General features: G+C 64.0%; 17 protein-coding genes and 2 pseudogenes. 7 read left to right on the top strand and 12 right to left on the bottom strand.

Annotation, left to right across the window (positions count from 1 at the left end; all coding sequences use genetic code 11):
• Positions 1-221: pseudogene (locus tag QZ613_RS00005) on the top strand (class I SAM-dependent methyltransferase); the annotation flags it as partial.
• A gap of 84 nt (positions 222-305) precedes the next feature.
• Here the strand turns inward: QZ613_RS00005 and QZ613_RS00010 are convergent.
• From QZ613_RS00010 to QZ613_RS00020, 3 genes are read right to left on the bottom strand one after another with little or no spacing between them, the layout of a single operon-like run.
• Positions 306-1,550, bottom strand: a complete 1,245-nt coding sequence (locus QZ613_RS00010) for a multifunctional CCA addition/repair protein (RefSeq protein ID WP_291981172.1) — start codon at positions 1,548-1,550, stop codon at positions 306-308.
• A gap of 40 nt (positions 1,551-1,590) precedes the next feature.
• On the bottom strand, positions 1,591-2,556 hold the full coding sequence (locus QZ613_RS00015) for a complex I NDUFA9 subunit family protein (RefSeq protein ID WP_291868174.1): 966 nt from the start codon (positions 2,554-2,556) through the stop codon (positions 1,591-1,593).
• Between the two features lie 40 nt (positions 2,557-2,596).
• Positions 2,597-4,555 carry a lytic transglycosylase domain-containing protein gene (locus QZ613_RS00020; protein ID WP_291981175.1) on the bottom strand — a complete coding sequence of 653 codons (1,959 nt, stop codon included), beginning with the start codon at positions 4,553-4,555 and terminating at the stop codon, positions 2,597-2,599.
• 44 nt (positions 4,556-4,599) lie between these two features.
• Here QZ613_RS00020 and QZ613_RS00025 point away from each other — a divergent pair, with 44 nt between their 5' ends.
• Complete coding sequence (locus tag QZ613_RS00025; RefSeq protein WP_043570841.1) at positions 4,600-5,223, top strand: 5-formyltetrahydrofolate cyclo-ligase; 624 nt, start codon at positions 4,600-4,602, stop codon at positions 5,221-5,223.
• Here QZ613_RS00025 and QZ613_RS00030 read toward each other — a convergent pair.
• The 7 genes and pseudogenes from QZ613_RS00030 to QZ613_RS00065 all read right to left on the bottom strand — a co-directional run bounded on the left by QZ613_RS00030 (position 5,220) and on the right by QZ613_RS00065 (position 15,065).
• Entirely contained in the window at positions 5,220-6,326 is a 1,107-nt protein-coding gene (locus tag QZ613_RS00030; RefSeq protein ID WP_291981177.1) for an EAL domain-containing protein, read from the bottom strand. The two genes, QZ613_RS00025 and QZ613_RS00030, sit on opposite strands and share 4 nt — an antisense overlap.
• A gap of 28 nt (positions 6,327-6,354) precedes the next feature.
• Positions 6,355-8,769 (bottom strand): annotated as a pseudogene (locus QZ613_RS21005) (PAS domain S-box protein); the annotation flags it as partial.
• A gap of 57 nt (positions 8,770-8,826) precedes the next feature.
• Positions 8,827-10,008: a PatB family C-S lyase gene (locus tag QZ613_RS00045; protein ID WP_043570843.1), complete on the bottom strand. Its 1,182-nt coding sequence runs from the start codon at positions 10,006-10,008 to the stop codon at positions 8,827-8,829.
• Positions 10,009-10,021: 13 nt separating this feature from the next.
• Entirely contained in the window at positions 10,022-10,954 is a 933-nt protein-coding gene (gene cysK / locus QZ613_RS00050; protein WP_043570852.1) for a cysteine synthase A, read from the bottom strand.
• 134 nt (positions 10,955-11,088) lie between these two features.
• Positions 11,089-12,600, bottom strand: a complete 1,512-nt coding sequence (gene ilvA, locus QZ613_RS00055; RefSeq protein ID WP_043570855.1) for a threonine ammonia-lyase, biosynthetic — start codon at positions 12,598-12,600, stop codon at positions 11,089-11,091.
• Positions 12,601-12,681: 81 nt separating this feature from the next.
• Positions 12,682-13,812, bottom strand: coding sequence for a YbdK family carboxylate-amine ligase (locus QZ613_RS00060; RefSeq protein WP_291981182.1), 1,131 nt, complete (start codon positions 13,810-13,812; stop codon positions 12,682-12,684).
• Positions 13,813-13,814: 2 nt separating this feature from the next.
• A complete protein-coding gene (locus tag QZ613_RS00065; protein WP_291981184.1) occupies positions 13,815-15,065 on the bottom strand; it encodes a cation:proton antiporter in 1,251 nt (416 codons plus the stop codon).
• Positions 15,066-15,394: 329 nt separating this feature from the next.
• On the opposite strand from QZ613_RS00065, the gene QZ613_RS00070 reads away from it, so the two are divergent.
• From QZ613_RS00070 to QZ613_RS00090, 5 genes are all read left to right on the top strand, one after another.
• The gene (locus QZ613_RS00070; protein WP_291981186.1) at positions 15,395-19,270 is read left to right on the top strand and encodes a DUF3683 domain-containing protein; all 3,876 of its coding nucleotides are present in this window, start codon (positions 15,395-15,397) and stop codon (positions 19,268-19,270) included.
• Between the two features lie 214 nt (positions 19,271-19,484).
• Positions 19,485-20,990, top strand: coding sequence for a potassium transporter TrkG (locus QZ613_RS00075; protein ID WP_291981188.1), 1,506 nt, complete (start codon positions 19,485-19,487; stop codon positions 20,988-20,990).
• A gap of 205 nt (positions 20,991-21,195) precedes the next feature.
• A complete protein-coding gene (locus QZ613_RS00080; RefSeq protein WP_291981190.1) occupies positions 21,196-21,450 on the top strand; it encodes a DUF4212 domain-containing protein in 255 nt (84 codons plus the stop codon).
• Positions 21,451-21,460: 10 nt separating this feature from the next.
• On the top strand, positions 21,461-23,269 hold the full coding sequence (locus QZ613_RS00085) for a sodium:solute symporter family protein (protein WP_291981192.1): 1,809 nt from the start codon (positions 21,461-21,463) through the stop codon (positions 23,267-23,269).
• Positions 23,270-23,438: 169 nt separating this feature from the next.
• Positions 23,439-23,810 carry a hypothetical protein gene (locus QZ613_RS00090; RefSeq protein ID WP_043568347.1) on the top strand — a complete coding sequence of 124 codons (372 nt, stop codon included), beginning with the start codon at positions 23,439-23,441 and terminating at the stop codon, positions 23,808-23,810.
• A gap of 90 nt (positions 23,811-23,900) precedes the next feature.
• Here the strand turns inward: QZ613_RS00090 and QZ613_RS00095 are convergent, their stop codons facing one another.
• Positions 23,901-24,551: a BON domain-containing protein gene (locus tag QZ613_RS00095; protein WP_291981194.1), complete on the bottom strand. Its 651-nt coding sequence runs from the start codon at positions 24,549-24,551 to the stop codon at positions 23,901-23,903.
• The gene (locus QZ613_RS00100; protein ID WP_043568354.1) at positions 24,548-25,141 is read right to left on the bottom strand and encodes a phosphoheptose isomerase; all 594 of its coding nucleotides are present in this window, start codon (positions 25,139-25,141) and stop codon (positions 24,548-24,550) included. Before QZ613_RS00100 ends, QZ613_RS00095 begins: the two co-directional genes overlap by 4 nt.
• Positions 25,142-25,293 lie beyond the last annotated feature (152 nt).

Genomic DNA, 25,293 nt, shown 5'->3' on the forward strand with positions numbered 1-25,293 from the left:
ACAGCACGCAGTCGAGCTTCCTCCTCGACTGTGGCCTGGCTGCGGTTCTCGCACGAACGCCAAGCAGTGATGCGCGGCGCTACCTGCCCCTGGCCAGTGCCGCCAACAAGCTGGTTTCACCGGCGGAAATGGGCGAGCTGTTCAAGGTGATGGCGCTTGGCAAGGGTATTGCCGAGCCACTGCTCGGCTTTGCCAGCGGCGACCGCAGCCGGACCCTCTGAAGCCGCCCCGCCACTGCCGGTGGCCTTGCCAGTGTCCCCGGCGTCGCTCGCGCTGCTGGCGGCCTGCTGGCAGGCTCGGGCCGACTACGTGCGCTGCACAGGCGCGGTCTCTGCCCCGGGCTTCACGAGTGGTGCCAGCGCGGCCACGCGAGCGGCGTGTATCCGCGCGCCAATCTCGGCGGGTTCCGGGCAGCTGCCGGCAATCGCCGCGGCATCGATGCCGCGTGCCAGCAGCAGGGCCTGGCGAAGAAGTGGCGCTGCTGGATAGCCGGCGTCCTGCCAGCCCAGGCGACCCTGAAAGTCGCAGGTGCAGGCTTCGAGCAGCTGCTCGAAGCGCTCGGGGCGGCGCAAGGCGTCGGTGTTTTCGAGCAGCCTGACGATCTCTGCCGTCGCCAGTTGCCCGGCGCGATGTACGTCGCCGTGATGGCGTGCGACGAGGAGCGCCAGATCCCGGCACTCGATCGGTACTCTGAGGCGCTTGCACACCGCGCTCGCCAGTTCGACGCTGCGCGCTTCGTGACCCGGATGGCGTGGCAAGTCGGCAGCAGCCGTCTCGCCCTTGCCGAGATCGTGGAGCAATACGGCGAAGCGTACCGGTAGCGTGCAGCCGCGCTGCGCCGATTGATCGACGACCATCATGACATGCACGCCGGTATCGATTTCCGGGTGCATCTCGGCGCGTTGCGGTACGCCGTAAAGGCGGTCCAGTTCGGGCAGCAGTCGGCGCAGCGCTCCGCATTCGCGCAGTACGTCGAACATCCGCGACGGTTTTTCTTCCAGCAGACCCTTGGCCAGTTCCTGCCAGACGCGTTCGGGGACCAGGTGGTCGAGCTCGCCGCTGGCGACCATTTCTTGCGCCAGGGCCACGGTTTCCGGGGCTACCGTAAAAGCGGTGAAGCGAGCGGCGAAGCGGGCAAGGCGAAGGACGCGCACCGGGTCCTCGACGAAGGCCGGACCGACGTGGCGCAGTACGCGCGCGGCGAGATCATCGACACCGCGATGGGGGTCGATGAGCATCCCATCGGCACTGCGCGCAATGGCGTTGATGGTCAGGTCGCGGCGCGCCAGATCCTCACTCAGGCTGACTTCCGGTGCGGCGCGAAAAGCAAAGCCCTTGTAGCCGCGGCCCGTCTTGCGTTCGGTCCGCGCCAGCGCATATTCCGCGTGCGACTGCGGGTGCAGGAAAACCGGGAAATCCCTGCCGACGGGCTTGAAGCCGCGGGCGAGCATCTCCTCGGGTGAGGCGCCGACGACGACGTAATCACGATCCTGAACCGGCAAGCCGAGCAGTTCGTCGCGGATGGCGCCGCCGACGGTGAAGATCTCCATCAGGACGCTGGCCGGCGCTTAGCGCGGCGCGCCAGCCAGCTCAGCGACCGGCACGGAGGCGATAGCGATCCAGGCGAACCTGCCCCTGCTCGGCTGGCGACAGGTAGGTCGGGGCCACGGCTTCCAGGGCTGTTGGCTGCCAACCAGGATAGTCGTGTGCGCCATCGCTGACGCTGTCTACGTCCATCGAACGCAGGTTGTCCGGCGACATCGGCGGGTTTGGCAGCAGCCACAGCAGGCCGGCCTGCAGGTAGGCCCAGCCGCCGTTGCCTAGATCGATGATGCGCCGGCGCTTGCCGACCAGTTGGGCCGTGTACTCGACCAGCTCACGCAGCGTGTAGACCTTAGGACCACAGAGGTCGTAAGTCTGGCCAAAGGTGTTGCGATCGTTGAGGCTGTCGCAGAAAGCCTTCGCCACGTCGCCAACAAAGACCGGCTGGAAGCGCGCGGAGGCGCCGCCGAGCGGGAAAATCGGGAACAGTTTGAGCAATTTGGCAAACATGTTGAGGAAAGCGTCACCCGGGCCGAAAATCACCGACGGTCGAAATACCGTGATCTCCAGTTCGTCCATGGCCGCCCCGACCACGGCTTCTCCTTCACCCTTCGAGCGCAGATACTCCGATGCCCCGTCGCCGGCTGCATTCAGCGCGCTCATGTGCACCAGGCGCCGGACGCCGCTTTGTTTCATGGCCGCGACAATGTTCCTCGGCAGGTCGACATGTGCCGCGGCGAAACCCTTGCCGTAAGGCAGGCGCGAATCCTTGTCGTGGAGTATGCCGACCAGGTTGATGACGGCGTCCTGGCCGCGCATCAGTTCGACGAGGGCCTGTGAATCGTTCACCTTGGCTTCGACCATCTCGACGGTCGGCAGCATGATCAGCTTCTTGGTGTTGTCGCGGTGGCGGGTAGCGATCGTCACCCGTACGCCGCGTTGCGAAAGGCAGCTGGCGATCCAACCGCCGACAAAACCACTGCCGCCGATCAACAGCACGTTCTTGAGTTCCATAGCGTTCTACCGGTGAAATGAGTGTCGAGAAAGCATGATTCTAAGGCAAATCCTCGCCCTTGGCTTCGCCGCCGGTGCGGGGAGCGATGACCCCGAGCCGGTTCTTGAGCGTTTGCGGTCGGCCGTCGAACAGTGCCGAGTAATAGACCGAATTGCTCATCACCTTCTTGACGTAGTCCCTGGTTTCGCCGAAAGGAATCGTTTCCGCATAGATTGCCCCTTCCAGCGGCACGTCGGCGCGCCATCTGCGCGCCCGACCCGGCCCGGCGTTGTAGGCCGCCGAGGCGAGCACCGGGTGATTGTCGAGGCTCTCGAGCACCAGCCGCATGTAGCTGGTGCCGAGCAGCAGGTTGATTTCGGTGTCGTTGACCTTGCCCTGGTGGTAATCCTTGAGACCAATCTTGCCGGCTACCCATTTGGCGGTGGCCGGCATCAGCTGCATCAGACCGGAAGCACCGGCACCCGAACGCGCATTGGTGACGAAGCGGCTCTCCTGGCGCATCAGGCCATATACCCAGGCGTCGTCGAGCGCCTGGTTGCGTGCTGCCGGCCGCACCTGATCGCCAAACGGTGCCAGGTAGCGCAGCGAGTAGTCGTGTTCACTGCGCGTTCGGTCGGCCGTGGCAATGGCACGGTCGTAGATGTCGGCACGCAAGGCGATCGCGGATGCGGTCAGCAGTTCCCGGTCGCTCATTCCGCGCAGGGCCCAGTTCCATTCGCGGACAGCTTCCGAGCGCAGATTGAGGCGGAAGAAAGCCAGTGCGCGTTGCACGCCGGGATTGGCGTGAACGGCGGCCAATTCTTCCTTGCTCGGCGGTGACGCCTGCGGTGGTGGTGCAATCGGCTGGCCGAGGTCGTCACTGGCCAGGTTGCCATAAAAATCGGGTTGTCCGGCGATCTTCATAAACAGCGCATTCGCTTCGGCAAGTCGACCGCCGGCACGGTAGGCGCGGCCCAGCCAGTAGATCCAGGCCGGCTGCGCGGCAAGTTCCGGCGGCATCGCTTCGATCGTCGAGCGCACGGCGCCCCAGTCCTGTGCGCGTAGCGCCGCGCGGACCTTCCACTCCGCCACGTCGTCCGAAAGTGGCGCGTCACCCGCCTGCCGATACCACTCGATGGCCTCTGGCATGTGGTCCTGCGCCGCCTGGCGGCCGATCTGGGCCCACGCCCAGCCCAGTTGATCCTTGTTCAGCGAAGGCGCTATCCGCTGCAGTTGCTGTGCAGCCATGCGCGGGTCGTTGCGGGCGATGCGCTGGATAGCGAGGACGGCCAGCTCGCGTTGCATGCGATTGCCGGAAAAATCGCCCGGCAATCTGATCAGCCAGGGCAGCGGCGCGCCGATGATCGTTTGCGCCAGCTTCTTGTCCGGCGTCTGGCTGGGCGGCAGATAGTTCATGCTGTACGCCGCCGCAGTGGTCTTGTTGGCCTCGAACTGGTTGCGAATGCGCGCCCAGACGGCGTCGGCGAGGACCCGCTTTTCGAGTATCAGTGCCTCCAGCACCGGGTAGCAGGGTTCCGGCGGCTCGAGCAGAGTCAACCACAGCGGCAAGGCATCGTCGAGCATGGTCGGGTCGCCGCGTGCGCGCCTGCTCTGCAGCGAATAGCAGGCGAGATCCTGCGCCGGGGCTTGCAGCAGACCCGGGAACTCGGCGTCGAAGGCCGCCCATTGCTGCTGCTTGCCGGTCTGTCGGAGCCAGTCCGTGCGCAACTTCTCGGCGACGTAGGTGTTCTGGTGTCGGTTCAGGAAAGCCGCGACGGTCGCCGGATCGGCCTCCTTCAAGTCGAGGAGAAGCTGCCAGTAATCGACATAGGCCGCCAGTTCGTAACCCTGCAGCGTCGCCGCCAGTTGCTCGAGGCGGACTCTGTCGCCGTTGCGAGCGGCGCTGCGGGCGGCGAGAAACTGCTCGTCTGCGTCCGTCGCGACGGCGCCGAGCGGGGTCAGAAACCAGCTGCCGAGGACGATCAGGATGGTGTGGCGGAGGGTGTCGCGAAACTTCATGGTAAGCTGGATTTCCCTGAAAATATCGGTTTTGAGCATATCACATGGCTGCCGGACCAATCTCTGCAATCGCTGTCGACGGACCGGCCGGCGAGCGCCTGGCGGCGCGTTGCGCAGTGCGCAAGAGCCTGCTCGATCGCCGCCTGGCGCTGACTGCCGAGCAGTGCGCGCAACTCTCCAGCCGCGTCTGCGCGCACTTGCGCGACGGCTTCCCGCATTTGTCGGCGCTGGCCGTCGGTTTCTGTTGGCCGATGAAGAATGAAGCCGATCTCAGGCCGTTGATCGAGGAATGGGCCAGTGCGGGCAGGCGAGGCTTCAGCGCGTTGCTGCCGGTGGTCATCGACGAGCAGCAGGCGTTGGCATTTCGCGCCTGGTCCGCGGACAGCGTCATGTTCGCCGATCGCTATGGCATTCCAACCCCGGCTGGCGGCGACTTTCTGATTCCCGAGGCGCTGTTGTTGCCGGTGAATGGCTTCGACCTCGCCGGCTACCGCCTCGGCTACGGGGGGGGCTATTTCGACCGCACCCTGGCCCTGCTCTCGCCGCGACCCTTGGTCGTCGGGGTCGGATTCGAACTGGGCCGGCTGGACACCATCGTTCCCCAGCCGCACGACCAGCCCCTCGACGCGGTGGTTACCGAAGCCGGTATCTTCCGGCCGTTGCGCTAGGCTGGCTGGCGGCCGAGAACGAAGGCTGCCAGCGCATCGGCAGGCATCGGGCGCGCTATCCAGTAACCCTGGATTTCGTCGCATTGACAGAGACGCAGCTGCGCGGCGACCTCGGCATCCTCGACACCCTCGGCGATTGCGCGCAGCTTGAGCGCGTGCGCCATCTGGACGATGGCGCGAACGATTGCCGCGTCGTCGGCGTTGCTGACCAGGTCGCGGACGAAGGGGCGGGCGATCTTCAGTTTGTCCACCGCGAAACGTTTCAGGTAAGCAAGGCTCGAGTAGCCGGTACCGAAATCGTCTACGGATAGTTTGACGCCGATCGCCTTCAGGCGGCGGGCAGTGTCGAGCGTTGCTTCAGCGTCGTGAATCAGGATCGATTCGGTCAGTTCGAGTTCCAGCCATTGCGAGTCGAGGTCGGCGAGGACCAGCGAGTTGATCACCGTTTCGAGCAGATCGCTGCGCCGGAACTGCACGCCGGAAAGGTTGACCGCGACGCTGAAGGGCGGCAGCCCGGCCGCCTGCCAGGCGCTCGCCTGACGGCAGGCTTCGCCGAGAACCCACTTGCCGAGCGGCACGATCAGACCCGTCTCTTCGGCAATCGGGATGAATTTGGCCGGCGCAACCAATCCGTGATCCGGGCTCTGCCAGCGCACCAGCGCTTCGACGCCGACGATCGCGCCCGAAGCCAGGTCGATCTGCGGCTGATAGTGCAGGACGAATTCGGAACGCTCGAGTGCCCGCCGCAGACGAGTTTCGAGATGCATGTGCTCGACCGCCTGGACGTTCATCTGCTCGGTGAAGAAGCGGTGCGCGTTGCGGCCGGAGTGCTTGGCGTGATACATGGCCGTGTCGGCCTTCTGCGTCAGGCTGTCGAAATCGTCGCCATCGTCGGGAAAGAGCGAAATACCGATCGAGAACGAGGTGGACAAGGCGTGCTGGCCGATCAGAAACGGTTCGCCCATGCGCTGCTGGATCTTGTCCGCCAGCCGCGACACCGACTCGCTGTCGCCCGCGTCCCTGAGGACGATCAGGAACTCGTCGCCGCCCTGCCGGCTGATGGTGTCGGATTCGCGAACAACAGGTGCCGAGCCGGGCGACAACGGCCTGGAGCAACTTGTCGCCGACCGGGTGGCCGAGCGAGTCGTTGATCGTCTTGAAGCGGTCGAGGTCGAGGAACATCAGGGCGACGCGGCCGTGCGACCGCCTGGCCAGCGCCAGGGCCTGCTCGAGGCGGTCGCGCAGGAGCAGGCGGTTGGGCAGCCCTGTCAGCGGGTCGTGGTGGGCCAGGAATTCGGCGCGTTGCTGCGCGGCCTTGCGCTCGGTGATGTCGGTAAATGTGGCTACGGCGGCGTTAGCCTGCGTCGCGGTGCCGGTGCACAAGGGCGAGGCATTGATCAATATCCAGCGCACGCTGCCGTCGGCGGCGCGCAATCCCATGACCGTTTCGCGCACTTCGCAGGCTTCGCGGATGGCGATCACCCAGGGCCAGTCCTCGCTGGCAAAAGGTGTTCCATCCTCGCGCAGCCTGGTCGTGCCGGCGGCAAGCGAAACGCCGCCGGAAAACGTTTCCTGCGAGTCGGCGAAAATTTCTTCGGCGGCGGGGTTGGCAAAGATCAGTTTTCCCGCCTGCGACCACAGCATCAGCCCTTCGGCCATCGCCGACACCACGCCACGGAAGCGGCTCTCGCTTTCGTGCAGACGGTCGATCATCTGCCGCAACTCGCTGACATCCTCCTTGATGGCGACAAAGCTGGTGGTGCGACCCTGACTGTCCTCGACCGGTGCGATCATGGCGCGTTCGTGATAAAGCGAGCCGTCGCGACGTCTGTTCTCGAACTCGCCATGCCAGGTGTCGCCGGCCTTGAGCTTTGCCCACAGGTCGGCGTAGGTGGCCGCTGGCGTACGTCCTGATTTGAGTATCGCCGGCGTCTGGCCGATGACCTCATCCTTTGCATAACCGGTCGTTTCGACGAACTTGTCGTTGACGTATTCGATACGCCCCTGGGTATCGGTAATGATGATCGTGGCCGGGTTCTGCTCGACGACCAGCGAGAGCTTGCGTGCCCAGGCCTCGGCCACGTGGCGTTCGGTGATCTCGTGGAAAATGCCGAGGATGCTTGTTTCGCCAGTTGGTTTGGTGTGTTCCGGGACCAGAACGCCGTCGAAGAAGCGTGGACCCTGGAGCGTCGGAAAACCGAACTCGATCTGCTGCGCACAGTTGGTTTCGTAGACTGCTGCCAGCGCACGCTCCCAGCGCTCGATCAGCGCCGCGTCCAGATCGGGGAAGTCGGCGAACACCTCGCGCACGGTCCTTCCGAGAACGCTGCCTGGTTGAAGGCCCAGCGAACGTTCGAAGGAGGCGTTGGTGAACAGGTGGCGATACTGAGCGTCGTAGCGACTGATGATCACCGGCAGATTCTCGACCAGCGTCCGGTACGAGTTCTGCCGTTCGAGGAGGTCGGCCGTCCGCTCGCGGACCAGTTCCTCGGCCATCGCGCGCCGGTTCAGCACGTTGTGCAGGTAGATCAGCAGGAGCAGGGTGAACAGCGCGCCGAGCAGCGGAACGTAAGGCACCATCGGCGAATAATTGCGCTCCAGCCAGCCCGGCGTAGCCTCTATCTCTACCGACCACAGCCGCCGTCCAATCTCGACCTCGGCTCGGTAGCCGTTGATCGCCGCCGCCTTTGCGCGCTGCGTCGGAGGCTGCCCGGCAGGGGTCCAGGCACGAATCAGCTGCTGTTCCTCCGGCCGCGTCTGGTCGACCAGGAAGACGTTCAGGCCGGTTTCGGTATCCCCGGCGTTGGCGGCGTCGAACATCTGATTCATGCTCAGGACACCGAGGACGATGCCCCTGATCGCCGCACGGCGCTGATCGCGGGTGGGAGGGACTTTGCCGCCACGGTAGACGGGTGCGCAGATGACCACGGTGTCGGTCTGTCGGTTGTCGATGAGGAGCGGGCCAAGATCGCTGCTCACCTGCAGGCCGGTATCAATCGCCTGCTCGATGAGCGGCCCGCGGTTCGACGCGGCGTGCAGATTGACCCCGATGGCCAGGTGATTGGGCTCGTAGGGCACGGCATAGAGGACCGGGAAATAGCGTGGGCGATCGCCTACCGGCTGCGTTGCTCCTTCAGCGTTGCGTTCGCTGATCGCAAAGGAGTTGCCCCAAATCCGGCGGGCGCGGCGCTCGAAGTTGTCGCGATCAGCCGCCTCGACGACGGGCAACCAGCCAAAACCGCGAATGCCGCGATCGCCGACCATTGGTCCGGCGAACGCCTCGAAAGCACGCCAATCGACCGCTTCAACGCTGCTGAAAAGGCGTTGCAAGGTCGTCAGGTTGTCCAGCTGATCGACAATCCGCTGCCTGACGAGGTCGGCACGCGTTGCCGCTGCCTGGCGAAAGCGTTGTTCAAGGCGTTCCTGGGCGGCGTTCGACAATGAGCTGCTCACCCAGCCGGTAATCGCCGCAGCGGCCAAGGCGACGCCGATCAGGATCGCTGCGTGGCCAGACCAGGACCGGCGTGAAAAGAAAGAGAATGCCATTTACTACGATTGCCCTTGTTGGCACCCAGAGTCTCGCATGCTAGGCGCGCGGTTCGACTAAAGCAATGCGCTTCTCGCCGGTGGCAGTCGCCCGGGCAAGGCCGAACAGGCACTGAGCATGCGCTCGAGTGCTGCATCCAGCGTCGCGCGCGGACACCCGAAATTGAGTCGCAACCAGCCGGGAAGGCCAAAATCAGCGCCATTGGACAGGCCGACGCCGGCGTTCTCGAAAAAAACCGCGGCGTCGCCGACGCCGAGGGCGCGCGCGTCGATCCACGCCAGGTAGGTCGCCTCGACCTGGTTCACGGTCAGACCCGGGATGTCGCCGAGTACCGCTGCCACCCGGTCGCGGTTGTCGCGCAGAACGGCGAGCAGCGCCTGTTGCCAGTCATCGCAGTCGCGATACGCGGCTTCCGTTGCCGCCAGGCCCAGGGCATTCACATGCGGGACGATGCCGTGCATTGTCGCCTTGAAGCGCCGCCGCAGCGCAGCGTCGGGAATGACCGCGAAAGCGCAACCGAGACCGGGAATATTGTAGGTTTTCGAGGGCGCCATCAGGGTGATGCTGCGCTGCGCGATGTCGGCGTCGATCGTCGCCAGCGGCCGGTGTCGCAGGTGTCGGTCGAGCAGCAACTGGCAGTGGATTTCGTCGGAACAGACGATCAGCTGGTGGCGTTTGCAGAAGGCCGCGATCTGGGCGAGTTCGTCATCGTCCCAGGCGCGCCCCACCGGGTTGTGCGGGTGGCAGAGGAGCAGCAGGTGGCTGCTCGGCGTCACCGCCTTGTGCAAGGCGGCGAAATCCCACACCCAGCGGCCGCCAAGCTGCTGCAGCGCGGCGGTGGCCAGTTCCTTGCCGGCCAGGCCGGGTGCCGAGAGGAACGGGGGATAGACCGGCGTCGCCGTCAACACATCGCCGTCGACCGCGCGGCAGGCGACGTTGAGCCCGCTGACCAGCCCCGGCAGCCAGACCAGCCAGTCCGCCTCGATCTGCCAGTCGTAGGCGCGCTGCAGATGCCCGAGGACGGCAGCGAGCAGCGACGGGGTCGCCTCTGCGTAGCCGAAACAGCCGTGGGCGACGCGCTTTTCAAGGGCGCTGATGATCGCCGGCGGCGCCGCAAAATCCATGTCGGCAACCCACAGGGGGAGCACGTCGCGGTCAGCGTAGCGGTTCCACTTCAGCGAGTCGCCGTGGCGACGGTCGATGACGCGGTCGAAGCAGAAATCACTCACCGGCAGCATCGGCACAATGCACTCAGACTTCGAGGTCCGCAAAGAGGGCCGTCGACAGGTAGCGTTCCCCGAAAGAGGGAATGACGACGACGGTCAGCTTGCCCGCGTTCTGCGGCCGCCGCGCGACTTCCATCGCCGCCCATACTGCGGCCCCGGAAGAAATGCCGACGAGCAGGCCTTCTTCGGTGGCCATTCTGCGGGCGGTGGCGAAAGCGTCGTCCGCGCTGACCCGCAGCACTTCGTCGTAGATCGCCGTGTTGAGCACCTTCGGCACGAAGCCGGCGCCGATGCCCTGGATCGGATGCGGTCCCTTCGTTCCACCGGAGAGCACCGGCGAAGCGTCGGGCTCGACGGCGATCACCTGCACGCCGGGCTTCCTCTCCTTGAGCACTTCGCCGACGCCGGTAATCGTGCCGCCGGTGCCGACACCGGCGACGAAAATGTCGACCTGGCCATGCGTGTCACGCCACACCTCTTCAGCCGTCGTCGTACGGTGGATGGCCGGGTTGGCCGGGTTTTCGAACTGCTGCGGGATGTAGTAGCGCGAATCGGCGGCGGCCATGGCTTCGGCGCGGCCGATGGCGCCGCCCATCCCGTCCGGCCCGGGCGTGAGGACCAGTTCGGCCCCGTACGCCTTGAGCAGCAGGCGGCGCTCGCGGCTCATCGTTTCCGGCATCACGAAGCAGCACTTGATCCCGCGCGCCGCGCAGACCATTGCCAGACCGATGCCGGTGTTGCCCGAGGTCGGTTCAAGAACGATCGTTTCCGGGCCGATCCGGCCGGCAGCCTGCGCGTCGTCGATCATGGCCATGGCGATGCGATCCTTGACGCTGTGCGCCGGATTGCAGAACTCCAGCTTGGCGGCGATGGTGCCTTCGATGCCGGCAGTGATTCGATGCAGTCTGACCAGTGGCGTATTGCCGATCAGGCCGGTGACGTCGTTGACGATGTTCATGGGCATCTCGATGATCTCCTCGAAAGTGTGCGGTGTCTGGACCGGCTCGGGAACGAACAGCGGCGTGTGAGAGGTCAAGGCCGCTGGCGTTGCCGGCCAAGCCTATCACCGCTACGGGTGTCTGCGGCGTGAAACTAGCCCAGGAACAGCTTGTACGCCTGGTTGTTGGTCTCGTTCCAGTGCGCGTAGCCGACCTTCTTCAGGAAGTCCTCGAATTCGTTCATTTCACTCGGCGGTACCTGCATGCCGACCAGTACTCGCCCGTAGTCGGCGCCGTGGTTGCGGTAGTGAAAAAGACTGATGTTCCAGCCCGCGCTCATGCTGTTGAGAAATTTCATCAGTGCGCCAGGGCGTTCGGGAAACTCGAAACGGTAAAGAAGCTCGTTGCTGATGCGTGGCGAGTGGCCGCCAACCAGATGGCGGATGTGCCCCTTGGCCATTTCGTCGTCGGTCAGATCGAGGGCCGGATAATCGTGCCTGTGCAGCTGTTCGAGGAGCTTTATCGATTCGGCGCGGGAACCGACCTGGATGCCGACGAAGACGTGTGCGTCGCGCTGGTCGTTGTAGCGGTAGTTGAACTCGGTGATGTTGTGCGATCCGATCAACGACACGAATCGCTTGTAGGCACCGGGTTTCTCGGGCAGGGTCACGGCAAAGACGGCTTCGCGTTGTTCGCCCAGTTCCGCGCGTTCGGCAACGAAGCGCAGACGGTCGAAGTTGAGGTTGGCGCCGGAGGCGATGGCGACCAGCGTCTTGTCTTTCAATTTGTGCGCGCGGGCGTATTCCTTGGCGCCGGCCACCGCCAGCGCGCCCGCCGGTTCGAGGACCGCGCGGGTGTCCTCGAAGACGTCCTTGATCGCCGCGCAAATGGCGTCGGTATTTACCAGCACCATTTCATCGACGTACATCTGGCAGAGGCGGAAGGTCTCCTCGCCGACGTATTTGACCGCCGCACCGTCGGCAAACAGGCCGACATGGTCGAGCCGCACGCGCTTGCCGGCCGCCAGCGAGCGCGCCATGGCGTCGGCGTCGCTGGCTTCAACCCCGATGATCCTGGTCTCCGGCCGGACCCGCTTGATGTACGCGGCAACGCCGGAAATCAGTCCGCCACCCCCGACACAGCAGAATACGGCATGGATCGGTTTGCCGTGCTGGCGAAGGATTTCCATGCCTATCGTCCCCTGGCCGGCGATCACCTCCGGGTCGTCAAAAGGGTGCACGAAGCTCAGTTTTTCGCTCTTTTCCAGCTCGCGGGCGTGCGCGTAGGCGTCGTCGAACGACTCCCCGACCAGCACCACTTCCCCGCCGAAGGCCCGTACCGCCTGCACCTTGATCTGCGGCGTCGTGGTCGGCATGACGATCACCGCTCGACAGCCGACCTTGGCCGCCGCCAGCGCCACGCCCTGGGCATGATTGCCGGCCGACGCGCAGATCACTCCGCGTTTCAGCTTCTCCGCCGAGAGATGGAAGATTTTGTTGTACGCGCCGCGCAGCTTGAAGGAAAAAACCGGTTGCAGGTCTTCCCGCTTGAGCAGTATCCGGTTGCCGGTACGCGCCGAAAGGCCGGGCGCGAAATCAAGCGGCGTTTCGCTTGCCACGTCGTAGACCTGCGCGTTGAGAATTCTTTCGAGGTAGTCCATGGGCATGATGGCGGCGGGAGTGTGCGGCAAGGGAAACCGCGGATTCTAGCAGGTGAAGCGGTCGCCGATCACTTCGCGGGCGGTCGACTACCTGCTTCTTCCCCGCCGGAAGAGGGTTACCGCCGCATCGACCACTCCCTGCACGCTGCCGGCGTTGGCGAAGTGCTGGCGAAGCAGGCTCGCGTGGTTGCCTTCACCGATCACTTCATGGCGCAGCTGATCGAGTGCCGCCACGCTGTCCAGGGCCGCGGCATGGGGCTCGAGGCGGACCAGGGTGGCAAGGATGTCGTCGCGCAGCAGCTGACTCGCGTTGCTCTTGGGATGCACCAGGACGCCGTCGAGCCCGAAGCGGCAGGCCTGAAAACGGTTGTAGTTGTAGACCAGATAGTCGTCCTCGACCGGCGGCGCTTCATCACGTTGCAGGAGCATGCGGCAGAGCGCCTGCAGGTAAGCGGCCAGCGCCGCGGCGCGATCGACGGTGAGCGGCGTATCGCAGACACGCAGCTCGATCGTGCCGTACTCGGGTTTCGGGCGGATGTCCCAGTAGAAGTCCCTCATGCTCTTTACCACGCCGGTTTTTTCCATCTTGGCGAAGTAGTGTTCTGCGAACTCCCGCCAGTCGAAAATCAAGGGCGCACGGCCGCTCAAGGGAAAGGCGAAGACCGAATTGAGGCGCGCCGAGTCGAACTGGGTGTCGACGCCCTGGAAGAACGGTGACGAGGCGGACAGGGCGATGAAGTGGGGTACATAGCGATTCAGGGCATGCAGCAGGTAGAGCGCTTCATTGGCGCTGGCACAGCCGATATGTATGTGTTGTCCGAAGACGGTGAACTGCTTGGCAAGGTAGCCGTAGAGGGTCGAAAGCTGATTGAAGCGCGGGTTGGGAAAAATGCGCCGCTCGGACCAGCGCTGGAAAGGATGCGTGCCACCGCCGCAGACGGCGACGTTGAGGCGGTCGCCGGAGCGGACCAGCGCGTCGCGAATGCTGCGCAGCTGGGCGAGCAGCTCGGCGTGGCTGTGATGCACGGCGGTCGAGATCTCGATCATGCTTTCGGTGATCTCGGGCTTGACGTCGCCGGGGAAGGTCCGGTGACCGAGCAGGTGGAGCAGATCGCTGGCCGAGCCGGAAAGGTCGAAGTCGGTCCAGTTGACCAGCTGCAATTCGAGTTCGATTCCCATGCTCAGGGGTTCGCTGGCCTTGAAGGCGTTGAGGGCCACGCTCAGCGACCCTCGCGCGGGTGCGTTTCGCCGGCCCAGACCAGCGCCTGGCGAGTAAGGATTGGGCCAATCACTTCAAGCAGCAGTACGATCGCCGCCAGTCCGGCCACCTGATCGAGGGCGTAGAGCTTGAGGTGGCGAGTCTGCTCGAGCAGGACGATGACCAGGCCGGACATCGGCGTCATGGCCAGTCCGGTCAGCGCGCCTTTTCGCCAGGTGATGCCGCTGGGACGGGCGAAGAGCGTCGTCGCGGCCATCTTGACGGCCAGACGCAGCGCGATGACCGCCAGCGCCAGCGTCAGTCCGTTGCGCACCTGCTGCCAGTCGAGTGAGGCGGCGATAAAAACGAACAGGAGCACGGTCAGCAGGTCGCCGAGGGTGCCGAAGTTGCGTTGCGCCTGCGAGAGAATCGCTCGCCGGTGCCGGGCGACCAGTCCGAAGGCCAGTGCCGCCAGCAGCGGCGAGAACTTGAAGGCGTGCGTCACGGCGGTCAGCAGCAGGGCTGCGGCGGCAAAGGCGACGGTCGCGTTGCGGTCGATCCTACCGAGCTGGCGGAGCAGCGCCGGAACGGCAACACCGAAGGCCGCGCCGATGGCGACCGATACGCCGATCACCACCAGGCTGTTCCACACCGCCTCGAAGGCGCTGCCAGCGCTGGCCAGCACCCAGTAGCCGACGACAGCCTTGAAGACGAACAGCGAGAGCACGCAGTTGCAGGCGGTGAGGTGGAACAGGCGTTCGGTGACCTGGCCGGAGCTTTGCAGTTCGTTGGCCACGCGCAGTACCGCTGCCGGTGACGTGGCCATGGCCAGGGCGGCGAGGAGCAGCGACGGCACCATCGGCAGGGCGAAGGCCTGCGCGAGAATGAACACCGCCGCAAAGCTGCCGCCCGCTTCGGCCACCCCGGTGATGGCCAGCCAGGGGTTGACGCGCAGCCAGCGCAGGTTGATGCGATAGCCGAGCTCGAAAAGGATCAGTCCGAAGGCAAAATGTGCGAGCAGCGCGACCGGCGTTCCCGATGGGTTGTCGAGAAATCCCCCCTGGCTGGCCGCCATCGCAAAACCGGCGATGCCATAACTGCTGATTCGCGGCAGCGACAGCAGACGGTAGGCGAGTTCGCCGACGACCCAGGCGGTGGCGATCGCCGCCGGCCAGGCGACGCTGGCCAGGATCCCGTGCAGCGTTTCGTGAATCAAGTGGGTCGGCTCGCGAGCCGGGACGTCGGCGCCACGCGCCTGGCGAGCGCGATGCAAGGCCTTGCCTGACCTGGCGTCCGCGTGCGTGGCTGCTGCGCCGTGGTCAGGCGCCGGTCACGCGTGCCGCGCAGCACGGCCGTTCGCGGCTCGCTGACCAAACCAGTCGCCCAACAAGTAATCCTGCTCATGCGCCCTCCCAAGCTGATGGCGACAGGATACCCGAGGAAGCCGAGCTGCGACGGCCGTGAGCGGAAGCTTTTGCTGCTGCCCGGCTGACAGAATGGGCGCGCTCACGGCGCTGCCGGGGGCCAGGGCCGCCGATCGGCGGCCATCTGTTGCACTGCAATAAGCTAGAATTCGCCTTTTGCCGGTAGCCGAGAGCATCAATGAACGCACGCCTGCGCGAGATCCCCTACAACTACACGTCGTTTTCCGACCGCGAGATCGTTATTCGACTGCTCGGTTCGGAAAACTGGGCCTTGCTTGACCAGCTGCGTGCCGAACGCGTCACCGGTCGCTCGGCGCGGATGCTCTATGAAGTGCTGGGAGATATCTGGGTAGTGCAGCGCAATCCCTACCTGGAGGACGATCTGCTCGCCAGCCGTGAGCGGCGGACGGCGCTGATCGGCGCACTTCGCCATCGGCTGCGCGAGATCGAGAAGCGCCGCCAGGGTAACGAACGTGTCTTGCAGTTGATCGTCGCCGCCGAGGCGGCGGTCGATGCCTTCGAGCGCCATTTCGATCATACGGCCACGCTGCGCAGCAAGGTCCGGAAAGCGCTTTCCCGGCATACGCGCCGCGACAATATTGCCTTCGACGGCCTGGCGCGCGTCTCGCACGTCACCGACGCCACTGACTGGCGCATCGAATATCCCTTTGTCGTGGTGAACCCGGACAGTGAGGAAGAGATCGCCGCTCTGGTACGTGCGTGCATCAAGCTCGGGCTGACGATCATTCCGCGCGGTGGCGGTACCGGTTATACCGGCGGTGCGATTCCGCTGACGCCGCTTTCGGCGGTGATCAACACCGAGAAGTTGCTCAATATCGGCGCCGTCGAGGAAACGCTGCTGCCCGGATGCGATCGCCCGTACGCGACGATCCGTACCGGCGCCGGGGTGGTCACGGCGCGCGTCGCCGAGGCCGCGACGGCCGCCGGTCGGGTGTTCGCCGTCGACCCGACTTCGGCCGAAGCCTCGTGCATTGGTGGCAACGTGGCGATGAATGCCGGCGGCAAGAAGGCGGTGCTATGGGGGACGGCGGTCGATAACCTCGCCTGGTGGAAGCTGGTTGACCCCAGCGGTCACGAGATGGAAGTGACGCGCATCGGGCACAACTTCGGCAAGATCCACGAACAGGAGAGTGTGCGCTTCGAGATCAGGCGCTTTCGTCGGGACGGCAAGACGCTCTACGGCGAGCCGGAAATCCTGGACATTCCGGGGCCAAGGTTCCGCAAGGCGGGTCTCGGCAAAGACGTTACCGACAAGTTTCTGGCCGGCCTGCCGGGCGTGCAGAAGGAAGGAACGGACGGCCTGATCGTCGCTGCGCGCTGGGTTCTGCACCGCATGCCGCAACATGCACGCACCGTCTGCCTGGAGTTTTTTGGCCAGGTCCGCGAGGCGGTGCCGGCGATCGTCGAGATCACCGATCTATTCGCGCCTGGCGGTGGCGGCCAGGACGCCAGCGTACTGCTCGCCGGACTCGAACACCTCGACGAGCGCTACCTGCGCGCCGTCGGCTATGCCACCAAGGCCAAGCGCAAGGCGGAAAACGCCGGGCGACCGAAAATGGTGCTCATCGGTGACCTGGTCGGCGACGACGAGAAGGCGGTGATGAGCGCCGCGTCGGAAGTGGTGCGCCTGTGCAATCTGCGCGGCGCCGAAGGCTTCATCGCCGTGGACGCCGAAACGCGCCGGAAATTCTGGCTCGATCGCTCGCGTACCGCCGCTATTTCACGTCACACCAACGCGTTCAAGCTCAACGAGGACGTGGTCATCCCGCTGCCGCGGATGGGCGAATACTGCGACGGCATCGAGCGTATCAACATCGAGCTGTCGATCGGCAACAAGCTGGCGCTGTGCGACTCGCTGAGCGACTTCCTGCACGGCGATCTGCCTTTGCATCGTGGCGATGCCGAACTCGACCAGGAGTTGCTGATCGGAGACCGTCGACTGGCAGCGCTGGAAGCGGTGGCCATCGTGCGTACTCGCTGGCAGTGGCTGCTCGACAATCTCGACCTGCCGCTGCACGAAGCGGAAGCGCAGTTCGCTGCGCGTGGCCTGAGCAGCGGCGAGCTGAAAAATCGCGCACCCGGGCCGACGCTCTTTCATCGCCTGCAGGACTACTCGCTGCGCGTCTCCTGGAAAAGCGAACTCAAACCGCAACTCGAAGGGATTTTCGACGGCGTTGCCTACCGGCCGGTCGTCGAGCGCCTCGCCGCGATTCACCAGCAGACGCTGCGCAGCCGCTTGTTTGTCGCCCTGCACATGCACGCCGGTGATGGCAATGTGCATACCAATATTCCGGTGAACTCCGATGACTACGAAATGCTGCAGGCCGCCTATGCGGTGGTCGAGCGGATCATGGCCCTGGCCCGGGCGCTCGACGGAGTGGTGTCGGGCGAGCACGGCATCGGCATTACCAAGCTGGAATTCCTCAGCGACGACGAAATCCAGCCCTTTCGCGACTACAAGGCCAGGGTCGATCCGGAAGGCCACTTCAACAAGGGAAAGTTGCTGCCCGGCGGTGACCTGAGCAATGCCTACACGCCGTCGTTCTCGCTGCTGGGCACCGAGTTGCTGATCATGGAGCAGTCGGAAATTGGCCACATCTCGGCGATGATCAAGGACTGCCTGCGGTGCGGCAAGTGCAAGCCGGTCTGTTCGACGCACGTGCCGCGCGCCAACCTGCTCTACTCGCCGCGCAACAAGATTCTCGCCACGTCCTTGCTGATCGAGGCATTTCTCTACGAGGAGCAGACGCGGCGCGGCGTTTCGCTGCGTCACTTCGACGAATTCAACGACGTCGCCGATCACTGCACGATCTGCCACAAGTGCCTGAGCCCGTGCCCGGTCGACATCGACTTTGGCGACGTCACGATCCGCATGCGCAATCTGCTGCGCGAGCAGGGCAAGAAGAAGTTCGTGCCGGCAAAAGCGGCAGCGATGGCCTTTCTGACGATCAAGGATCCGGCGACCATCAAGCTGGTGCGCAAGCTGATGATCGACTGGGGCTACCGGGCACAGCGCCTGGCTTACCGGGCGGCGAAGTCGCTGGGCCTGATTCAGGCGCAAACGCGCCAGCCGCCGGCGACGCTCGGTTCGCCAAAGCTTCGCTCGCAGATCATCCATTTCATCAACAAACCGATGCCCGGCGGGCTACCCAAACGCACTGCCCGGGCCCTGCTCGACATCGAGGACGACAAGATCGTCCCGATCATCCGCGATCCGCACAAGGTCAGCGCGCCGGACTACGACGGCGACGCCGTTTTCTATTTCCCGGGCTGCGGCTCCGAGCGGCTGTTTTCGCAGGTTGCCCTGGCAACGCAGGCGATGCTCTACGAGATCGGCGCGCAAACCGTTCTGCCGCCCGGCTATCTGTGCTGCGGCTATCCGCAGACCGCCGCTGGCGAGGCCGACCAGGGGCAGACGATCATCACCGACAACCGCGTGCTCTTCCACCGCGTCGCCAATACCTTGAACTACCTGGATATCAAGACGGTCATCGTTTCCTGTGGCACCTGTATGGACCAGCTGGAAAAGTACCACTTCGAGCAGATCTTTCCCGGTTGCCGCCTGCTTGACATTCATGAGTACCTGCTCGAAAAAGGCGTCTGTCTCGACGGCGTCAGCGGCAGCCGCTACCTGTACCACGACCCCTGCCACGCGCCGATGCGAACGATGCCCGGCATCAAGGTGGTTAACCGCCTGATGGCGCAGCCGGTCGAGCTCTCCGCGCGTTGCTGCGGCGAGTCAGGAACCCTGGCCGTGACCCGTCCCGACGTGTCGACGCAAGTGCGCTTCCGCAAGCAGGAGGAGATCGCCGGCGGCGTCGAAAGGCAGCGGGCAGACGGCTTTGCCGGCCCGGTCAAGATCCTCACATCCTGCCCGTCGTGCCTGCAAGGGCTGTCGCGCTACAACGACGACAGCGCTACCGAGGCCGATTACATCGTCGTCGAAATGGTCAAGCGCCTGCTTGGCGAAGACTGGCTGGCGCGCTACGTCAACCGGGCCAACAATGGCGGCATCGAACGCGTGCTGCTCTAGAGCGTGGGCGATACGGATGGCGAATGATCGGCGGCGAAGCTTGCGCGAAGCTTTCAGTATAGAATGCCCGCCACATTGCGGTTGCCTGGAGCGGAGGTCCCGTCGCTCCTGCGGCTGATTTGCTCTGTCCCTGACCCGCGCGGATAGGCCGCTGACGGGTCGATTCCGAACGCTCTTGGGGACGTCAAGAAGGCAGGTGACCAGGATCGAGAAAATGTCTGGTTCTTCGTCGCTTTCCGCGCAGTCGCGAGGAGCGCGCGCGTGCGGGCGTTTCGCGCCGGCCCTGTACGTACTCGGCGTCCTGATCACCGGTTTCGGTTTCCTGATGCTGATCCCGCTGGCCATATCGTGGGTGACCGCCGACGGCGCGCATGGCGCCTACGACGAAGCGGTGTTGATCACCATCCTCAGCGGCTTGCTGCTTTCGTTCTCGATAGGCCGGCAGCGACGCGAGATGCGGGTGCGCGAGAGCTTTCTGCTGGTCGCCCTGATCTGGGCATTGCTGCCCGCTTTCGGCGCCCTTCCCCTGTATCTGCACATCGACGAACTGACGTGGACCGACGCCTACTTCGAGGCCGTTTCGGGGCTCACGGCGACCGGTGCAACGGTCCTCTCCGGACTTGACCAGTTACCCCTATCGATCAACTTCTGGCGTACCTTCATGCACTGGATCGGCGGCCTCGGCGTCGTCGTTCTTGCCGTCGCCATTCTGCCCTTGCTCGGTTTTGGCGGCCGCGGCATGCTCAAGGCCGAAACGCCGGGCCCGATGAAGGATTCCAAGATCACGCCGCGCATCACCGAGACGGCCAAAGGTCTGTGGGTCGTCTATGTGATCCTGACCATTGCCTGCGGCGTCAGTCTGCATTACGTCGGAATGGAGCCTTGGGACGCCATGATGCACGCTTTCTCGGTCATGGGCCTCGGCGGTTTTTCGAGCAAGGACGCCAGCGTCGGACACTTCGACAGCCTCGATATCGAGCTCGTGGTCGTCTTTTTCGCCCTGCTCGCCGGCATCAACTTCAGCACCCACTTCCTGGCCTTCTCGCAGCGGTCGCTGCGCGCCTATCTGGCCGACGTCGAGGCGCATTATTTCCTCGGCATTCTCGCTCTGAGCATCCTGGCGCTGTCGCTCTACCTGTGGCCGGAGGCGATCTATCCGGACTTCCTGACGACTCTGCGCTACGTCGGTTTCCACTCCGTGTCGCTGGCTACTTCGCTTGGCTTTGCGACGACCGACTATGTTCAGTGGCCGCTGTTCGGGCAACTGTGGATTCTCTTTCTGGGCAGTTTCGTCGCCTGCTCGGGTTCGGCCGGTGGCGGGATCAAGATGATGCGCGCGGTCGTTCTCTACAAGCAGGTGTCACGCGAACTGACGCGCGCCATGCATCCGCGCGGCCTGCAGACCGTTCGCTTCGGCGAGACGGTGATTCCGGACCACGTGCTGCACGCGATCCTCGGTTTCATGTTCATTTACGTGGTCAGCATCGTCGTGATGACGCTGCTGATGGTCGCCACGCGGCTGGACATCATCACCGCCTTCTCCGCCGTAGTCGCCTGCTTGAACAACACCGGCCCCGGACTGAACCTCGTCGGTCCGGCGACGACCTACGCCGTGCTCACCGACTTTCAGACCTGGGTGTGCACCTGGGCCATGCTGCTCGGACGTCTGGAGATCTTCACCTTGCTGGTCTTGCTCACGCCGGGCTTCTGGCGGCGTTAGCCCGTCGCCATCCCGAGCGCTCGCCGTGGCGATTGCCGCCGCCGGGTGCGACCGCAAAATTCCATGCGGGTTCGCCGCGCAAGCCTGACTTTCCAGTGTGGTGTCAGTTTCCAGTAAGAATCGACATCAATAATCGCGCCGGTGGTTCCCTTGGATGCTTCGGGATCCGCTCAATCGATCGAAAAAAAAATTGGAGGAGGTAATCATGGACGACAGCGGAAAGGCCTACTGGTCGGCGACGCTCGGGTTATTAAGCAAGATCCTGGTGGTCTGGTTCCTGGTTTCGTTTGGCGCGGGCATCCTGTTCGCACCGGCACTCAATAGCTTCCATCTGGGCGGCTACCCCCTGGGCTTCTGGTTTGCCCAGCAGGGAGCGATGTACGTGTTCATCGCGCTGATCTTCTACTACAAGAAGAAGATGGGTGAGATCGACCGTCAGTTCGACGTTCACGAAGAATAAGGGGCCAATTATGGAGCTGCAAACCACGATTTACCTGGTCGTCGGCGCCTCTTTCGCGCTGTACATCGGGATTGCACTATGGGCGCGTGCCGGTACCACGAGCGATTTCTACGCTGCTGGCGGTCAAGTCGGGCCGGTCATGAACGGCATGGCGATCGGGGCGGACTGGATGTCGGCCGCGTCGTTCATTTCGATGGCCGGCCTCATCTCCAACATGGGCTACGGCGGCGGTCTCTTCCTGATGGGCTGGACCGGTGGCTACGTGCTGCTGGCAATGCTGCTCGCGCCTTACCTGCGCAAGTTCGGCAAGTTCACCGTGCCGCAGTTCATCGGCGACCGCTTCTACTCGAAGACCGCCAGCACGGTCGCAGTTCTCTGCCTGCTGGTCGCGTCGCTGACCTACATCATCGGTCAGATGACGGGTGTCGGCGTCGCCTTCTCGCGCTTCCTGGGAGTGACGAGCGAAACCGGGATCTACGTGGGTATGGGCATCGTCTTCGTGTACGCGGTGTTCGGCGGCATGAAAGGGATCACATACACGCAGGTGGCGCAGTACTGCGTGCTGATCTCGGCCTACATCATCCCGGCGATCTTCATCTCGATCCAGCTCACCGGCAACCCCATCCCGCAACTGGGTCTGGGTTCCAACATTGTCGGCCAGGATGTCTCGCTGCTGCACAAGCTGGACATGGTGGTCAGCGATCTCGGATTTGCCAATTACACCACGTCAGACGCTGGCGGTATGTTGAACATGTTCGTGTACACCATGTCGCTGATGATCGGTACCGCCGGTCTGCCGCACGTCATCATGCGCTTCTTCACGGTGCCGACGGTGGCGGCCGCGCGTAGTTCCGCCGGTTGGGCGCTGATTTTCATCGGCCTTCTCTATACCACCGCACCTGCCGTTGCGGCGATGGCCAAGACCAACCTGCTGCGCACGATCACCCCGGGCGTGGTGATGGGCAATGCCGATCCCTACGCTGCCGACTCGCAACTGGTGTACGAGGAGCGTCCGGACTGGATGAAGCGCTGGGAGAAAACCGGTCTGCTGAAGTGGGAAGACAAGAACGGCGACGGTCGCATCCAGTACTACAACGACAAGTCCAAGAGCGACGCGTTCAAGGCCAAGGCCGAATCCGCCGGCTGGAAGGGTAACGAGCTGACGGTCAACGCCGACATCATCGTTCTCGCCAACCCGGAAATCGCGCTGCTGCCGAACTGGGTGATCGCACTGGTCGCTGCCGGTGGTCTGGCTGCCGCCCTGTCGACTGCCGCGGGCCTGTTGATGGCCATCTCGGCCGCGATCTCGCATGACCTGATCAAGAACGTCTTCGTTCCCGATATCAGCGAGAAGAACGAGCTGCTGGCGGGCAAGGTCTCGATGGCCGTGGCGATCGTCATCGCGGGTTATCTGGGTCTCAACCCGCCGGGCTTCGCGGCCGGTACCGTGGCCCTGGCCTTCGGAATCGCGGCGAGCTCGCTGTTCCCGGCGATCATGATGGGTATCTTCTCGAAGAAAATGAACAAGGAAGGCGCGATCTGCGGCATGCTCGCCGGCCTGTTCGTCACCCTTTTCTACGTCTTCGCAGCCAAGGGTATCTTCTTCATCAAGGGAACCGAGTACCTGCACCTGATCGGCGGCCCGAACAGCTTCTTCGGCATCACGCCGGAAGCCTTCGGTGCTATCGGAGCCTGCGTCAACTTCGGCGTTGCCTTCATTGTCGACAAGATGACCCCGGAACCTCCGGACCACATCCAGGCAATGGTCGAAGCAGTGCGCATCCCGCGTGGCTCAGGAGCTGTTACGGGCGCGCACTAAGCGAGTTGGCTTTATGATCATGCTGTCGTCCGGCTTCCAGTCGGCGGCAGCGGGCAAGGAGAACCCCGCTGGTGGCTGTGGCGGGGTTTTTCTTTGCTCGGTTGCCTTGATGTTGTAATTACCTGGGTTTCTGAGTGCGCGCAGTGGCGCGAAAAACAAGGAGTAGTGGATGACTATCAGCGTCGCGATAACATGGATACTGTTTCTCGGCCTCTTTCCAATTGCTTTTTTCTGGCTGCGGCGGGCGTGGCGCATCCTTTTCAAGAGGGATTTTTCCGAGGTGGCGCTGAAAGGCGGCGTGCCACCCGCCAAGCCGGAGAAGTATGCGCCCTACACGGCGGCCATTAATCTGGTTGCCGGCGGCGTCGCGGTGGCGGTGATCCTGATGATCGTCATCGGTGGCGTCGCGTACGACATCTGGAGCGCAATTGCCGGGTCGACAATCTGGATGAAGTTCTTTGCCGACTATATTGTCAGCCGGAATGCCCACGCCAGCTGGGGCAAGAAGAAGGCGCCGGCCGCACCTGGCGACCGTGGCTGACGCTTCTCTGCGCCTAGCCGTCGCGAGCGCGAGCTTGCTTCGGCTCGCGGTGGCCGTTACGGCCGCCGGTCGGGGGACTCTGCCGGGAATCTATCCGCCGCTGGTGACGCTATCCTGCTTCGCTGGCTGGGGCTCGATCTTGACCTCCAGCGCCTTGGCCTCGGTATCGCTGATGATCTCGAACAGGTTGACGACTTTCCTGACGTCGGTGGTCGTACGCGCGACCTGGATTGCTGCGTCCGCCTCGCGCTGCGTGACCAGGCCCAGCAGATAGACGACTCCGGCTTCAGTGACCACCTTGACATGCGCGGCGCTGACCCTGCCCGAGTCCACCAGGCGTGCCTTCACCTTGGTGGTGATGTAGGAGTCCTGGCTGCGCGTGCTCAGTGAGCTGGCCGGGGCGATGGCCAGTTCGTCGTAGACGCCCTTGACCTGCGGTATGGCGGCGACCAGGCGCGCCACCTCGGCCTTGATCGCCTCGGAGGGGACCTCGCCGGTGATCAGCACCTTGCGGTTGTAGCTGGTGAAGTTGGTGTGCGACTGCTCGCCCGCCTTTGTGCTGACGTTTCCTGCCGCTTTCCATTCGATGGTTTCGTCTTCAGTCTGGGTGCCGAGAGAGCGGCGATCGACTGCCGACAGGGTTGCTTGGGTCGCGCCGGCGGCGACCAGCGGGATGCAGCCCTGCAGTGTCGGTGCCAGGGTCACGGCAAGAAGGAGGCTGGTGGCCAGAGTTTTTTTCATTCCTCGACTCCCATGAGCAGGCCGTCTATGCCATCGCAAAGGCAGTGGATGGCGAGCAGGTGCGTTTCCTGAATGCGTGCGGTGCGCTCGGCAGGCACGCAGATATGAACGTCGCTATCGCAGAGCATTTCCCCGATCGCGCCGCCGCCCTTGCCGGTCAGCGCCACCACGCGTAGTTCGTTCTCGTGTGCGGCGTTGATCGCTTCGATGACGTTGGGCGAGTTTCCCGACGTCGAGATGGCCACCAGCACGTCGCCTGGCTGGCCGAGGGCGCGGACCTGCTTGGCAAATACCATCTTGAATCCATAGTCATTGCCGATGGCGGTCATGATCGACGTGTCGGTGGTCAGCGCAATCGCCGCCAGCTCGTGCCTTTCGGCCTCGAACCGGCCAACCAGTTCGGCCGCCAGGTGCTGCGCGTCGGCGGCCGAGCCACCGTTGCCGCAGGCGAGGATCTTGCCGTTGTTGAGCAGGCAGCCGACCATTGCTTCGATCGCCTGTGCGATTGGCGCGGCCAGCAGTTCGCTGGCGTCGAGCTTGGTCTGCGCGCTGTCCTGGAAGTGCTGTTTGATACGGGCGATCAAATTCATGGGCTGTACTTGACCAGACTGAAAGAGGAGCCAGGGATCTTAACACCAGGGAGTCGCGAGGACCGCGCAGTCAACACCGAACACCGAACACCGAACACCGAACACCGAACACCGAACACCGAACACCGAACACCGAACACCGAACACCGAAC

Source organism: Candidatus Accumulibacter sp. ACC005 (assembly GCF_907163215.1).
GTDB classification, from domain to species: domain Bacteria; phylum Pseudomonadota; class Gammaproteobacteria; order Burkholderiales; family Rhodocyclaceae; genus Accumulibacter; species Accumulibacter regalis.